Genomic DNA, 13,889 nt, shown 5'->3' on the forward strand with positions numbered 1-13,889 from the left:
CGAGCTGCCGGAGATCGGCGTCATCTCCAACAAAGCCATTGCCAAGCTCGTCGGCCTCGCTCCGACCGCCAATGACAGTGGCAAGCGAAAGGGCAAGCGACCCACCCGCGGAGGCCGCGCCGGCGTCCGCTCGATCCTCTTCCTGGTCGCCGCTATTGCCGCCCGCTACGATCGGAAGCTGCAAGCCTTCCGCGATAGGCTGCTCAAGGCCGGCAAGGAAAAAATGGTGGTCCGCATCGCCCTCGCCCGCAAACTGCTCGTCATCCTCAACGCAAAAGCACGCGATGCGCGCATCCAATACGCCAATGCAACTTGACAATCCAGATAGTCGCTCATCCGTCGCGCATTTCATGCGCGCCACCTTCTCCCACAAGGGGAGAAGGGAAGAACGCGCGTCACCTACGCAACTTAAATCGGCTTGCCCGCATACGGCATCGACGCCGTGAGACCGCCGTCGACAGGGATCGCCTGGCCATTGACGTAAGACGCCTCATCGCTTGCAAGGAACAGTCCCATCGCGGCGAGCTCGTGCGGCTGGCCGGCGCGCTTGAGCGGATTGAGCTGGCCGATCTTGTCGGAGGTGCCGCGCTCCTTGGCGCGGTCGAACACCGGCTTGGTCATGCCGGTCTCGATCAGGCCGGGGCAGACCGCGTTGATGCGCACGCCGGTGCCGGACAGCGAATAGGCCGTGGTCTGCACCAGGCTGATGACGCCGGCCTTGCTGGCGCCGTATGGATGTCCGCTGGCGCCGGCCTTCAAACCCGCGACCGACGCGGTGCAGATGATCGAGCCATATCCCTGCCTGGTCATGTGCGGGATCGAATGCTTGATCGCGAGGAACGGTCCGATCAGGTTGATGCGCAGCACCTCCTGCCAGTGCTCGACCGTCTGGTCGGCGAGCGGCACCAGGCCGCCGCTGATGCCGGCGTTGGCCCAGATCGCGTCGAGCTTTCCATGTTTCGACACGGCCTTGTCGATGAAGCCCTTCACATCGGCTTCGGAGCCCGCATCCGCCATCACGGCTTCGACGGTGCCGCCGGCATCGCGGACGAGCTTTGCGGTCTCGTGCACGCCCTCGGTGCGGTCGACCGCGATCAGCTTTGCGCCTTCCTTGGTGAACAACAGAGAGGCAGCGCGCCCGATGCCGCTTCCCGCGCCGGTAATGATGACGGATTTGCCTTCGAGGCGGCCCATGTCTTTCTCCCTGGTAGCTTTGCTTGTCGGCGCTTGCCGCTTCGCGGAATTCAAACAAGATTTCAAACGCCCGAGTCACTTCAGACAAGTCACTTGAGCCGTTATGTGCTCTGACGTAGGACACGCCGACACTATTCTAGGGAGCCTTCTGATGTCCAATGCCGACAAGTCAAAGGTGGTCACGACGCGGTGGTGGTGGGTGCGGCATGCGCCGGTGCGCAGCGATGGCGGCAACATCTACGGCCAGAAGGACATTGAATGCGACACCGGCGATCGCGAAGTGTTCGACGCGGTCGCGAAGATCCTGCCGCGCACCGCGGTCTGGTACGCAAGCAACCTGATGCGCACGCATCAGACCGCGGAGGCGATCTGGGCAGCCGGCTTTCCGAAGCCGGTTGGCATGACGAAAGAAGCCGCCTTCGCCGAACAGCATCTCGGCCGGTGGCAGGGCATGAACCGCGCCGCGTTCCTCGCCAGCCGTCCGGTCGGCAGCCACTGGTTCGCCGACATCAACGAGCCCGCGCCCGATGGCGAGAGCTTCATGGACCTCTATACCCGCGTCTGCCGCGCGATCGTGCGGATCAATGCCGCAGAAGCCGGCAAGGACGTGATTGCCGTCGGCCATGGCGGCACCATCAAGGCCGCCGTCGGACTGGCGCTCGGCGGCCAGCCGGAGAGGGGACTTGCCTTCGACATCGACAATTGTTCGGTGACGCGGCTCGATCATATCGCTAGCGTGGACACCAGCCTCTGGCGGTTGCCGATGGTGAACCAGCAACCATGGATCGCGGACGCAAAGCATGCCGCGATGCATCAGCCGGCCGGACCGGAAGTCGTGCCGGAGAACAAGCTCGCCTGACGCGGCCGTCAAACGGCGGCAAGCGCTGCTTGGCTCGGGACCAATATCAAGACCTCATATGTGGGAGAGAAACATGAGCTTGTTCGACATGAAGGGAAAAGTGGCCGTCATCACCGGCTCGACACGCGGCATCGGCCTCGCCATTGCCGAGCGCATGGCAGAGCATGGCGCCAAGGTGGTGATCTCATCGCGCAAGGCCGATGTCTGCGACCAGGTGGCGAAAGAGATCAACGACAAGTTCGGGAAGGGCACTGCTGTTGCGATCCCGGCGAACATCTCGAGCAAGGAAAACCTTCAGAGCCTCGTCGACGAAAGCAACCGCGCCTTCGGCAAGATCGATGTTCTCGTCTGCAACGCGGCATCGAATCCCTATTACGGTCCGCTGGCCGGCATCTCCGACGATCAGTTCCGCAAGATCCTCGAGAACAACATCGTCGCCAACAACTGGCTGATCTCGATGGTGGTGCCGCAGATGATCGAGCGCAAAGATGGCTCGATCATCATCGTGTCCTCGATCGGCGGCCTGAAGGGCTCGACCATTCTCGGCGCCTACGCGATCTCGAAGGCGGCCGACATGCAGCTCGCGCGCAACCTCGCCTGCGAATACGGCAAGCACAATATCCGCGTGAATTGCATCGCGCCCGGCCTGATCAAGACCGACTTTGCCAAGGCGCTGTGGGACAATCCGGAGAACCTGAAGGCCTCGACCGCGCGCTCGCCGCTGCAGCGCATCGGCATCCCCGACGAGATCGCGGGCTGCGCGGTGCTGATGGGATCGAAGGCCGGCGACTTCATGACCGGCCAGACGGTGGTGATCGACGGCGGCGCGACGATCAGTTGAGGTGTATGCGCGCTCGATCGACATACTCTCCTGTCATCGCCCGCTCAGGCGGGCGATCCAGTAACCACCGGCGTCTCGATTCCGACGAGCGCCGGTGCATACTGGATGCCCCGCCGTCGCGGGGCATGACCGCGAGTGGTGCGTTAGTCCAGCGCGGCGTAGACGCCGTTTCGAACCAGCGTGCGCGTATAGTCGCGCTGGCCCGGGCCCTGCGACATGAACACCGCGAACAGCTCCTCGACCGGATCGATCCAGAAAAAGGTGCCGGCGACGCCGCTCCAGAAGAACTGGCCGAGTGAGCCCGGAAATGGCGCGATGCCCTGATGCGTGCGCACCGCAAAGCCGAGGCCGAAGCCATGGCCGGCCGGGACCAGCGTGCCCTGGGTCTTGACCTCGGGGCCGAGATGGTTCGACGCCATCAGCTGCAGCGTCTTGCGGCCGATGATCCTGTTGCCGTCGAGCGTGCCGCCATTGAGCAGCATCTGCGAGAAGCGGGCATAGTCCATCGTGGTGGAGACCAGCCCGCCGCCGCCGGATTCCATCGCCGGCTTCTCCAGCATGTTGAACAGCTGCACCTTCTCGCCGTTCCACGGATCGGTCGGAAACGCCTCGGCAAGCCGGGTAGCATTCTCCTCGCCGGTGTAGAAGCCGGTCTCGGTCATCTGCAGCGGCGCCAGGATGCGTTCGGTCAGGAAGGCGCCGAGCGTCTTGCCGCTGACGACTTCGATGATGCGACCGAGGATGTCGGTGGAGCGGCTGTAGTTGAACTCGGCGCCGGGCTGGCAGATCAGCGGCATGCTCGCGAGCAGGGTCGCGTGCTCGGCGTTGGTGATCTTGCGGCTGCGCAGCCGCGATTGCTGGTAGAGCTGCTGCACCAGGCCGTTGCCGGTGTGGTCGTAGGTCAGGCCCGAGGTGTGGCGGAGCAGGTCCTGGATCGTCATCGGGCGGTTGGCCGGCACCAATTCGAGCTTGCCGTCGCGCTCGACGCCGACCTTGGTCTCGGCGAATTCCGGGATGAATTTCGCGACGGGATCGCTGAGCAGGAAGTGGCCGTCCTCCAGCAGCATCATGATGCCGACCGAGACGATCGGCTTGGTCATCGAGAAGATGCGGAAGAGGGTGTCATGCGCCATTGGCGCCCCCTCCGGAGCCTGCCGGCCGATGGTGTCGAACCAGCCGATCTGGCCGCGGCGGGCCACCAGCACGGTGGCGCCGGGGATGGTTCCCTTGTCGACCTCGCGCTTGAAGGTGTCGGACATCCGCTGCAGCCGGACGCTGGACAGGCCAAGCTGCTCCGGCTTGGCGGAGGGCAGGGGTGGCGTTTGCGGGGCGGATGTCGGCCTGGTGGCGGTTTGCGCGGTCATGGTCTCTCCCGTTGCTTCTTGTTGTCGCGGCGACGGGGCGAAGTCTGGCCGAGAAGTGTGATCTTGAACAGGGCGTTTACTGCTTCACCCTTGCATTCGGGGCATGCCCTGTGCTTCAAACGGCGCGAACCGGCGGCGACGCCGCGGTTCCTTAGGAGTGTAGCTCAATTGGTAGAGCACCGGTCTCCAAAACCGGGGGTCGCAGGTTCGAGCCCTGCCACTCCTGCCAGCGTGCGCATATCTTGACGTTTCACCGCTCCCGCAGTACATACCCGCCACCTGCTGCCGGCCCGCGTTTAAAAGGCGGATATCCGGCGCGGCTTTAAATCCCCCGAACAATCGAGCCTGTTTACCGGCTCATCCTTCGCGAGAGGGCTGGGCGCTCAAGGACTGTTCGGATTCCTGAAACACTTGAATCGTCTGACGACGGACGCGGACTTTAAAGAATGGCTTTCAGCCCGTTCAAATTCCTGCAGGAAGTGCGCTCGGAGACCGCCAAGGTCACCTGGCCGACCCGTCGTGAGACGACGATCACCACGATCATGGTGTTCGTGATGGTCGCGCTGGCGTCGATCTTCTTCTTCGCCGCGGACCAAATCATCCGCTATCTTATTACCCTCATCCTGGGCATCCACTGATGAGCACGCTAACGCAATCAACCGACAAGCGCTGGTACATCGTCCACGCCTACTCGAACTTCGAGAAGAAGGTGGCTGAATCGATCCGCGAACAGGCCAAGCAGCGCGGGCTGGAGGAACTGTTCGAGCAGGTGCTGGTGCCGACCGAGAAGGTCACCGAGGTGCGCCGCGGCCGCAAGATCGATGCCGAGCGCAAGTTCTTCCCCGGCTACGTGCTGGTGAAGATGAAGCTCACCGACGAAGCCTTCCATCTGATCAAGAACACCCCGAAGGTGACGGGTTTCCTCGGCGCAGAAAACAAGCCGATGCCGATCTCGGAGGCCGAGGCCATGCACATCCTGCAGCAGGTGCAGGAGGGCGTGGAACGGCCGAAGGCCACGGTGTCGTTCGAGATCGGCGAGAATGTGCGGGTGGCCGACGGGCCGTTCGCCTCGTTCTCGGGCGTGGTGGAAGAAATCGACGAGGCGCGCTCGCGCCTGAAGGTGGCGGTGTCGATCTTCGGCCGCGCTACCCCGGTCGAACTGGAATTCGGTCAGGTCGAGAAGGTCTGATTTGAAGAGGACGTGGGAGGAACGGGGCGGTCGCCAGCCGCTCTGATCCGAACCACGGAACCTGAACCCGCCGGGCGGCGCCCGGCACAACAGGAGTGATACATGGCAAAGAAAGTGACCGGATACCTGAAGCTTCAGGTCCCGGCCGGTGCGGCGAACCCGTCGCCACCGATCGGTCCCGCGCTCGGTCAGCGCGGTCTCAACATCATGGAATTCTGCAAGGCGTTCAACGCCCAGACGCAGAAGGAAGAGAAGAACACCCCGATCCCGGTGATCATCACGATCTACGCGGACCGTTCCTTCACCTTCGAGATGAAGACGCCGCCGATGTCCTACTTCTTGAAGCAGGCGGCCAAGATCCAGTCCGGCTCGAAGGCGCCGGGCCGCGACAAGGCCGGCCAGGTGACCAAGGCGCAGGTGCGCGAGATCGCCGAGAAGAAGATGAAGGATCTCAATTGCGACACCGTCGAAGCGGCCATGAAGATGGTCGAGGGCTCCGCCCGTTCGATGGGTCTGGAAGTTGCGGGGTAAGGCGCCATGACAATCGGAAAGCGTTTGAAAAAGGCCCGCGAAGGTATTGACCGCGAAAAGCTTTATCCGCTCGCGGACGCCATCAAGCTGGTCAAGGAACGGGCCAAGTCGAAATTCGACGAGACCATCGAGGTCGCGATCAATCTCGGCGTCGACCCGCGTCATGCCGACCAGATGGTGCGCGGCGTGGTGACCCTGCCGAACGGCACCGGCCGCACGCTCCGCGTCGGCGTGTTCGCCCGCGGCGCCAAGGCGGATGAGGCCAAGGCGGCAGGTGCCGACGTCGTCGGCGCCGAAGACCTGGTCGAGAAGGTGCAGGCCGGAAATATCGACTTCGACCGCTGCATCGCCACCCCCGACATGATGCCGCTGGTCGGCCGTCTCGGTAAGGTGCTCGGTCCGCGCGGCATGATGCCGAACCCGAAGATCGGCACCGTGACCATGGACGTCACCGGCGCCGTGAAGGGCGCCAAGGGCGGCTCGGTCGAGTTCCGCGTCGAGAAGGCCGGTATCATCCAGGCCGGCGTCGGCAAGGCCTCGTTCTCCGAGGACAAGCTGGTCGAGAACATCAAGGCGCTCGCGGATGCCGTGGTGAAGGCCAAGCCGGCCGGCGCCAAGGGCACCTACGTCCAGCGCGTGGCGGTTTCGTCCACCATGGGCCCGGGCGTGAAGGTAGAGCCGGGCACGCTGCTCGGCTAACCGCTGGCAGGGCGTATAAGTATCAAAGAGGGCGGGATCGGGCAGCCGGTTCCGCCCTTCGCTTTAAGGCGTGGCGCAGCTTGCAGGAAACAACAACAATGCCCGATAAAGTCCTGATCTATTCGCGCTTTCCCAAAGCCCAACTCCAGCGCTTCGGCGAGCGCTATGAGCTGCTCAACGCGGCCGGCAAGCGGCCGGACGAGGCGTTCTCGGCCAACGAACTCGCCGACATCCGGGCGCTGATCACCGCCGGCGGTAGTGGACGGCTCGCGGGCGACGCCATGGACATGATGCCCAAGCTCGGCGCGATCATCTGCTATGGCACGGGCTATGACGGCATCGATCTCGCTGCCGCCGCCAAGCGTAACATTGCGGTTGGCAACAGCCCCGGCGCCAATGCGGCCTCAGTGGCCGACATTGCGGTGACGCTGATGCTGGCGGCGGTCCGCCGGCTGCCGGTCGCGGACAATTATGTGCGGAGCGGCGACTGGGCGGGAGCAAAACCGTCGCCGATGATGCGGCCGCAGGCGGGCATGCGCGGCCGCAAGGTCGGCGTCTACGGCATGGGCGAGATCGGCCGCAAGATCGCCGCGCGCGTCGCCGCCTTCGAGACCGAGGTCGGCTATTTCAGCCGCAGCCGGCACGAGGTGCCGTACCAATATTTCTCGAGCCTCGAGGCGCTGGCCGACTGGTGCAGCATCCTGATGATCGCGGTGCGGGCCGGCCCGGACAACAACCACGCCGTCAATGCCGATATCCTCCGCCGGCTCGGCAGCGACGGTTTCGTCGTCAACATCTCGCGCGGTTCCGTGATCGACGAGGGCGCGCTGGTTGCGGCGCTGTCCGGGCAGACGATTGCCGGCGCCGGCCTCGACGTCTATGCGACCGAGCCGCATGCACCGGATGCGCTTACCGCGTTGCCCAACGTCGTGCTGACGCCACATATCGGCGGCCACACTCTGGAATCGCATGTGGCGATGCAGGACTGCGTGCTGGCCAATCTCGAAGCATTTTTCGCCGGCAAACCGCTGCCTTATCAGGTTCGGCTCGCCTGATCTGTTCGCGGCCCGAATTTTGCTCTTGGCAAGCGAGGGCCGAGCCGCTAAATAGCCGTTTCCGGGCGTGCTGGCGATCGCTGGCACGCTTGTGCTCGCATTCCGAAAACTTGGCTCGATAGGAGAGTTTTCCTTCCAGGCATCCACTTGGATTGCTCGAAAGGAAGCGAACCCGTCGGCCCGGTCGGGATGAGGGCAGGGGCTTCGGCTTAGTCGTCAGCCTCGATCCTGTCCGAGACTGCAGGCGCCCGCGACAAACTTCGGTTTTTCAACGGCTTAATCGCATGGCCTGCATAGACGGGTGAAAATCGGATTTGCTTCGCGCACGCCTTAAGCGGGCCTTGCGGAAGCCGGTTTGGTTCGAACCTCGACAGCCCGCGGCCGGAAGGTCGACGGGAGGGCAGGCTTCAAAGAATGTCGTCTTGCCCGGCGTGTCCCTCGGACTTCGGTCCCGAGGAATAAGGTTTGGGCGGGACGACGGGTGCAACCCGGCGGTCCTCGCGCAAGCAAAAGACCGCCAACCGGAGAGAGCTTGCTGTGGAACGAGCGGCAAAGAAAGAGGCGGTCGACCAGCTCAACGAGGTCTTCAAGACCACGAGCGTGGCGATCGTTGCTCACTATTCCGGCCTCACCGTCGCCCAGATGCAGACGCTGCGCAAGCAGATGAAGCAGGCGGGTGCGTCGGTGAAGGTCTCGAAGAACCGTCTCGCCAAAATTGCTCTTGAAGGCACTGACGTCGCTGCCATCGGCACCCTTCTGAAGGGGCCGACCGTGATCGCTACCTCAAACGATCCGGTTGCGGCGCCAAAGGTTGCCATCGATTTCGCCAAGGCGAACGAGAAGTTCGTCATCCTCGGCGGCTCGATGGGTAAAACCGTCCTGAATGTCGATGGCGTCAAGGCGCTTGCCTCGCTGCCGTCGCTGGACGAACTGCGCGGCAAGATCGTCGGCCTCATCGTGGCCCCGGCGACCAAGCTCGCCCAGCTGTCCAATGCGCCCGCGGCCAAGCTCGCGCGCGTCATTCAGGCTCATGCCTCAAAGGGCGAAGCGGCCTGACGCCCTTCGCAAAACTCAAACCCTGGTTCGAACCAAACGTTTAAGGAAACAGATCAATGGCTGACTTGCAGAAAATCGTCGACGACCTCTCGAGCCTGACCGTGCTCGAAGCGGCCGAGCTCGCAAAGCTCCTGGAAGAGAAGTGGGGCGTGTCCGCTGCCGCCGCGGTGGCGGTGGCCGGTCCGGCAGGTGGCGGTGGCGCTGCCGCCGCTCCGGCTGAAGAGAAGACCGAGTTCACGGTCGTTCTGGCTGCTGCCGGCGACAAGAAGATCGAGGTCATCAAGGAAGTCCGCGCCATCACCGGCCTGGGCCTGAAGGAAGCCAAGGACCTCGTCGAAGGCGCTCCGAAGCCCGTCAAGGAAGGCGTCAACAAGGAAGAAGCCGACAAGATCAAGGCCCAGCTCGAGAAGGCTGGCGCGAAGGTCGAGCTCAAGTAACCGCGAGTTACTGAGCGAACGTCCCGGGCGAGCGCAGCAAGCCCGGGATGCAGTCCCGGACAGGGCGCGGCGCAGCCGAGCACGATCCGGGGCAGGCCATGCAAAATATGTGCGGCGGGTTGTCGCGCTACGCGTGGTACACAAAAAAGTGTGGGGATTCGTGGGTTTAACCCTCGAATCTCCATGATCGCCGTCCCATATCGGGGTGGCAGCGGAAAACACGGTTGGCGGCGGGGGCGGCAGGGTTCCCGACGAGAACCGTTGGGAGACAGGCAGATTTCGGGCTTTTTCAGTCCGTGAAGCGACGACTTTTGACGGGCGGGTGCGTCAAGCGCCCCGCGCGTCCTTTTGCGTTTTGAAAGTCACAAGAACGAATTGAGGATTTATTTCCTGAATTTGGCCCTTGTTCCTTTCAAAACGAATCGAAATTCAACCCGGGCGCGGTGGCAGCTGCGCTCCGGAAGGTACGCCCCAAAAGGGCGGCGAAAATGAGAGGCCCCGATGGCGCAGCAGACATTCACCGGTCGGAAACGCGTACGCAAGTTCTTCGGTCACATCAAGGAAGTGGCGGAGATGCCGAACCTCATTGAGGTTCAAAAGGCATCTTATGACCAGTTTCTGATGGTCGATGAGCCCCAGGGTGGGCGGCCGGACGAGGGCCTGCAGGCCGTGTTCCGTTCGGTATTCCCGATCTCCGATTTCTCCGGCACCTCGATGCTGGAGTTCGTGCGCTATGAGTTCGAGCCGCCGAAATATGACGTCGACGAGTGCCGCCAGCGCGGCATGACCTTCGCTGCGCCGCTCAAGGTGACGCTGCGCCTCATCGTGTTCGATATCGACGAGGAGACCGGCGCCAAGTCGGTCAAGGACATCAAGGAGCAGGACGTCTACATGGGCGATATCCCGCTCATGACGATGAACGGCACCTTCGTCGTGAACGGCACCGAGCGCGTGATCGTCTCCCAGATGCACCGCTCGCCGGGCGTGTTCTTCGACCACGACAAGGGCAAGACCCATTCCTCGGGCAAGCTCCTGTTCGCGGCGCGCGTGATCCCCTATCGCGGCTCCTGGCTCGACATCGAGTTCGACGCCAAGGACATCGTGTTCGCGCGCATCGATCGCCGCCGCAAGCTTCCCGTGACCTCGCTGATGTACGCGCTCGGTCTGGACGGCGAACAGATCCTTTCGACCTTCTACAAGAAGATCAGCTACAAGCGCACCAAGGAAGGCTGGCGCGTCCCGTTCGACGCCAACCGTTTCCGCGGCTATTCGACGGTCAACGACCTGATCGACGCCGACACCGGCAAGGTCGTGCTCGAGGCCGGCAAGAAGCTCACCGTGCGCCAGGCCCGCCTGCTGCAGGAGAAGGGCCTCAAGGCGTTGCGTCTGTCGGATGAGGAACTGGTCGGCAATTACCTCGCCGAGGACCTCGTCAATCCGAAGACCGGCGAGATCTACGCCGAAGCCGGCGAGGAGATCACCGAGAAGCTTTTGAAGTCGCTCAACGAGCAGGGCTACAAGGACCTGCCACTGCTCGACATCGACCACGTCAATGTCGGCGCCTATATCCGCAACACCCTGTCGGCGGACAAGAACATGACGCGCGAGGACGCGCTGTTCGACATCTACCGCGTGATGCGTCCGGGCGAGCCGCCGACGCTGGATTCGGCGCAGGCCATGTTCCAGTCGCTGTTCTTCGATTCCGAGCGCTACGACCTCTCGGCGGTCGGCCGCGTCAAGATGAACATGCGCCTCGAACTCGATGCGCCCGACACCCATCGCACGCTGCGCAAGGAAGACATCCTGGCCGTCATCAAGACGCTGGTCGACCTGCGCGACGGCAAGGGCGAGATCGACGACATCGACCATCTCGGCAACCGCCGCGTGCGCTCGGTCGGCGAGCTCATGGAGAACCAGTACCGCATCGGTCTGCTCCGCATGGAGCGCGCGATCAAGGAGCGCATGTCGAGCGTCGATATCGACACCGTCATGCCGCAGGACCTGATCAACGCGAAGCCTGCGGCGGCTGCCGTGCGCGAATTCTTCGGTTCCTCGCAGCTCTCGCAGTTCATGGACCAGACCAACCCGCTCTCGGAGATCACCCACAAGCGGCGCCTGTCGGCGCTTGGCCCGGGCGGTCTGACCCGCGAGCGCGCCGGCTTCGAGGTGCGCGACGTGCACCCGACGCATTACGGCCGTATCTGCCCGATCGAGACGCCGGAAGGTCCGAACATCGGCCTGATCAACTCGCTCGCGACGTTTGCGCGCGTGAACAAGTACGGCTTCGTCGAGACGCCCTACCGCAAGATCAAGGACGGCCGCGTCACCGACGAGGTGGTGTACCTGTCGGCGATGGAGGAGGGCCGCTACCGCGTCGCGCAGGCCAACGTGCCGCTCGATCCGAAGGGCCGCTTCACCGAGGACCTCGTGGTCTGCCGTCACGCCGGCGAAGTGTTGCCGGTGACGCCTGACAAGGTCGACTACATGGATGTGTCGCCGAAGCAGCTCGTTTCGGTGGCCGCGGCGCTGATCCCGTTCCTCGAGAACGACGACGCCAACCGCGCGCTGATGGGCTCGAACATGCAGCGCCAGGCGGTGCCGCTGGTTCGCGCCGAGGCGCCGTTCGTCGGCACTGGCATGGAAGGCGTGGTTGCCCGTGACTCGGGCGCTGCGATCGCGGCCCGCCGCTCGGGCGTGATCGACCAGATCGACGCCACCCGCGTCGTCATCCGCGCCACCGAGGATCTCGATCCGACCAAGTCGGGCGTCGATATCTACCGCTTGATGAAGTACCAGCGCTCCAACCAGTCGACCTGCATCAATCAGCGTCCGCTGGTGAAGGTGGGTGATATCGTCAAGAAGGGCGACATCATCGCTGACGGTCCGTCGACCGATCTCGGCGAGCTTGCGCTCGGCCGCAACGTGCTGGTCGCGTTCATGCCGTGGAACGGCTACAACTTCGAAGACTCGATCCTGCTCTCCGAGCGGATCGTGAAGGACGACGTCTTCACCTCGATCCACATCGAGGAGTTCGAGGTGATGGCGCGCGACACCAAGCTGGGTCCGGAGGAAATCACGCGCGACATTCCGAACGTTTCGGAAGAAGCGCTGAAGAACCTCGACGAAGCCGGCATCGTCTATATCGGCGCGGAAGTGCGCGCCGGCGACATCCTGGTCGGCAAGATCACGCCGAAGGGCGAAAGCCCGATGACGCCGGAAGAGAAGCTGCTCCGCGCCATCTTCGGCGAAAAGGCCTCCGACGTCCGCGACACCTCGCTCCGCGTGCCCCCGGGCGTGCAGGGCACGATCGTGGAAGTCCGCGTGTTCAATCGCCACGGCGTCGACAAGGACGAGCGTGCGCTGGCGATCGAGCGCGAGGAGATCGAGCGTCTTGCCAAGGACCGCGACGACGAGCAGGCGATCCTCGACCGCAACGTCTACAACCGTCTCGCCGAGCTCCTGGAGAACCGCCAGGGCATCTCCGGTCCGAAGGGCTTCAAGAAGGACACCAAGATCACCCGCGCGGTACTCGATGAGTATCCGAAGTCGCAGTGGTGGCTGTTCGCCTCGCCCAACGACAAGCTGATGGCCGAGATCGAGGCGATGCGTAAGCAGTACGACGAGTCGAAGAAGGGGCTCGAGCAGCGCTTCCTCGACAAGGTCGAAAAGCTGCAGCGCGGCGACGAACTGCCGCCGGGCGTGATGAAGATGGTCAAGGTCTTCGTCGCGGTGAAGCGCAAGATCCAGCCCGGCGACAAGATGGCCGGCCGCCACGGCAACAAGGGCGTGGTGTCCAAGATCGTGCCGATCGAGGACATGCCGTTCCTCGAGGATGGTACGCATGCGGACATCGTGCTGAACCCGCTCGGCGTGCCCTCGCGCATGAACGTCGGCCAGATCCTCGAGACGCATCTCGGCTGGGCCTGCGCCGGCCTCGGCAGGCGCATCGGCCAGACCATCGACGCCTACTACCAGAGGCAGGATCTCAAGCCGCTGCGCGAGACCCTGAAGAGGATCTATGGCGACGATGAAACGATCCGCTCGCTGAACGACAACGAGCTGATCGAGCTTGGCCGCAATCTGAGCCATGGCGTGCCGATCGCAACCCCGGTGTTCGACGGCGCCAAGGAGGCCGACATCGAGGAGATGCTGAAGCTTGCCGGCTTCGACGCCTCCGGACAGTCGACCGTCTATGACGGCCGCACCGGCGATCCCTTCGATCGCAAGGTGACGGTGGGCTACATCTACATGCTGAAGCTGCACCATCTGGTGGACGACAAGATCCACGCCCGCTCGATCGGCCCGTACTCGCTGGTCACCCAGCAGCCGTTGGGCGGCAAGGCGCAGTTCGGCGGCCAGCGCTTCGGCGAAATGGAGGTGTGGGCGCTTGAAGCCTATGGCGCGGCCTACACGCTGCAGGAGATGCTGACCGTGAAGTCGGACGACGTCGCCGGCCGTACCAAGGTGTACGAGGCGATCGTGCGCGGCGACGACACGTTCGAGGCTGGTATCCCCGAGTCGTTCAACGTGCTGGTCAAGGAAATGCGCTCGCTCGGCCTCAACGTCGACCTGCACAATTCCAAGGTGGGACCGGCGCCGACGTCGGAAGCGGCCGAGTAACACGACACATGATGCCCGGTTTCAAACCGGGCATCCGCGCCCTG

The 13,889-nt window shown here is 63.5% G+C and carries 13 protein-coding genes and 1 tRNA gene; 12 read left to right on the top strand and 2 right to left on the bottom strand.

What is annotated here, in order from left to right; genetic code table 11:
* Positions 1-316, top strand: a 316-nt coding sequence (locus K288_RS0132085; RefSeq protein ID WP_027583234.1) for a transposase, incomplete at its 5' end; no start/stop codon positions are given.
* Between the two features lie 92 nt (positions 317-408).
* Here K288_RS0132085 and K288_RS0132090 read toward each other — a convergent pair.
* The gene (locus tag K288_RS0132090) at positions 409-1,194 is read right to left on the bottom strand and encodes an SDR family oxidoreductase (protein WP_027583235.1); all 786 of its coding nucleotides are present in this window, start codon (positions 1,192-1,194) and stop codon (positions 409-411) included.
* A gap of 151 nt (positions 1,195-1,345) precedes the next feature.
* On the opposite strand from K288_RS0132090, the gene K288_RS0132095 reads away from it, so the two are divergent.
* Positions 1,346-2,053, top strand: coding sequence for a histidine phosphatase family protein (locus K288_RS0132095; protein WP_027583236.1), 708 nt, complete (start codon positions 1,346-1,348; stop codon positions 2,051-2,053).
* A 73-nt stretch (positions 2,054-2,126) separates the two neighbouring features.
* Positions 2,127-2,894 carry an SDR family oxidoreductase gene (locus tag K288_RS0132100; protein WP_027583237.1) on the top strand — a complete coding sequence of 256 codons (768 nt, stop codon included), beginning with the start codon at positions 2,127-2,129 and terminating at the stop codon, positions 2,892-2,894.
* A 143-nt stretch (positions 2,895-3,037) separates the two neighbouring features.
* Here the strand turns inward: K288_RS0132100 and K288_RS0132105 are convergent, their stop codons facing one another.
* On the bottom strand, positions 3,038-4,258 hold the full coding sequence (locus K288_RS0132105) for a serine hydrolase domain-containing protein (RefSeq protein WP_027583238.1): 1,221 nt from the start codon (positions 4,256-4,258) through the stop codon (positions 3,038-3,040).
* 153 nt (positions 4,259-4,411) lie between these two features.
* On the opposite strand from K288_RS0132105, the gene K288_RS0132110 reads away from it, so the two are divergent.
* The 9 genes from K288_RS0132110 (at position 4,412) to rpoB (ending at position 13,845) form a co-directional block, all read left to right on the top strand.
* Positions 4,412-4,487 (top strand) — tRNA-Trp (locus K288_RS0132110).
* 217 nt (positions 4,488-4,704) lie between these two features.
* The gene (secE, locus tag K288_RS0132115) at positions 4,705-4,896 is read left to right on the top strand and encodes a preprotein translocase subunit SecE (RefSeq protein WP_016840554.1); all 192 of its coding nucleotides are present in this window, start codon (positions 4,705-4,707) and stop codon (positions 4,894-4,896) included.
* Complete coding sequence (gene nusG / locus K288_RS0132120; RefSeq protein ID WP_027583239.1) at positions 4,896-5,447, top strand: transcription termination/antitermination protein NusG; 552 nt, start codon at positions 4,896-4,898, stop codon at positions 5,445-5,447. Before secE ends, nusG begins: the two co-directional genes overlap by 1 nt.
* Before the next feature lie 102 nt (positions 5,448-5,549).
* Positions 5,550-5,978 carry a 50S ribosomal protein L11 gene (rplK, locus tag K288_RS0132125; RefSeq protein WP_027583240.1) on the top strand — a complete coding sequence of 143 codons (429 nt, stop codon included), beginning with the start codon at positions 5,550-5,552 and terminating at the stop codon, positions 5,976-5,978.
* Between the two features lie 6 nt (positions 5,979-5,984).
* On the top strand, positions 5,985-6,677 hold the full coding sequence (gene rplA / locus K288_RS0132130) for a 50S ribosomal protein L1 (RefSeq protein ID WP_043161285.1): 693 nt from the start codon (positions 5,985-5,987) through the stop codon (positions 6,675-6,677).
* A 98-nt stretch (positions 6,678-6,775) separates the two neighbouring features.
* Positions 6,776-7,732: a 2-hydroxyacid dehydrogenase gene (locus tag K288_RS0132135; protein ID WP_027583242.1), complete on the top strand. Its 957-nt coding sequence runs from the start codon at positions 6,776-6,778 to the stop codon at positions 7,730-7,732.
* A 537-nt stretch (positions 7,733-8,269) separates the two neighbouring features.
* Positions 8,270-8,788, top strand: coding sequence for a 50S ribosomal protein L10 (gene rplJ / locus K288_RS0132140; protein ID WP_027583243.1), 519 nt, complete (start codon positions 8,270-8,272; stop codon positions 8,786-8,788).
* A gap of 56 nt (positions 8,789-8,844) precedes the next feature.
* Positions 8,845-9,225, top strand: coding sequence for a 50S ribosomal protein L7/L12 (gene rplL, locus K288_RS0132145; protein WP_027583244.1), 381 nt, complete (start codon positions 8,845-8,847; stop codon positions 9,223-9,225).
* 501 nt (positions 9,226-9,726) lie between these two features.
* Entirely contained in the window at positions 9,727-13,845 is a 4,119-nt protein-coding gene (gene rpoB, locus K288_RS0132150; RefSeq protein ID WP_027583245.1) for a DNA-directed RNA polymerase subunit beta, read from the top strand.
* Positions 13,846-13,889 lie beyond the last annotated feature (44 nt).

The organism is Bradyrhizobium sp. Ai1a-2, assembly GCF_000426245.1.
Classification (GTDB): Bacteria; Pseudomonadota; Alphaproteobacteria; order Rhizobiales; family Xanthobacteraceae; genus Bradyrhizobium.

Coding starts and splice junctions, on each gene's coding strand:
- K288_RS0132135 (WP_027583242.1), top strand. CDS start 6,776: ATGCCCGATAAAGTCCTGATCTATTCGCGCTTTCCCAAAGCCCAACTC.
- rpoB (WP_027583245.1), top strand. CDS start 9,727: ATGGCGCAGCAGACATTCACCGGTCGGAAACGCGTACGCAAGTTCTTC.
- K288_RS0132100 (WP_027583237.1), top strand. CDS start 2,127: ATGAGCTTGTTCGACATGAAGGGAAAAGTGGCCGTCATCACCGGCTCG.
- secE (WP_016840554.1), top strand. CDS start 4,705: ATGGCTTTCAGCCCGTTCAAATTCCTGCAGGAAGTGCGCTCGGAGACC.
- rplL (WP_027583244.1), top strand. CDS start 8,845: ATGGCTGACTTGCAGAAAATCGTCGACGACCTCTCGAGCCTGACCGTG.
- K288_RS0132090 (WP_027583235.1), bottom strand. CDS start 1,194: ATGGGCCGCCTCGAAGGCAAATCCGTCATCATTACCGGCGCGGGAAGC.
- rplA (WP_043161285.1), top strand. CDS start 5,985: ATGACAATCGGAAAGCGTTTGAAAAAGGCCCGCGAAGGTATTGACCGC.
- K288_RS0132105 (WP_027583238.1), bottom strand. CDS start 4,258: ATGACCGCGCAAACCGCCACCAGGCCGACATCCGCCCCGCAAACGCCA.
- nusG (WP_027583239.1), top strand. CDS start 4,896: ATGAGCACGCTAACGCAATCAACCGACAAGCGCTGGTACATCGTCCAC.
- rplK (WP_027583240.1), top strand. CDS start 5,550: ATGGCAAAGAAAGTGACCGGATACCTGAAGCTTCAGGTCCCGGCCGGT.
- K288_RS0132095 (WP_027583236.1), top strand. CDS start 1,346: ATGTCCAATGCCGACAAGTCAAAGGTGGTCACGACGCGGTGGTGGTGG.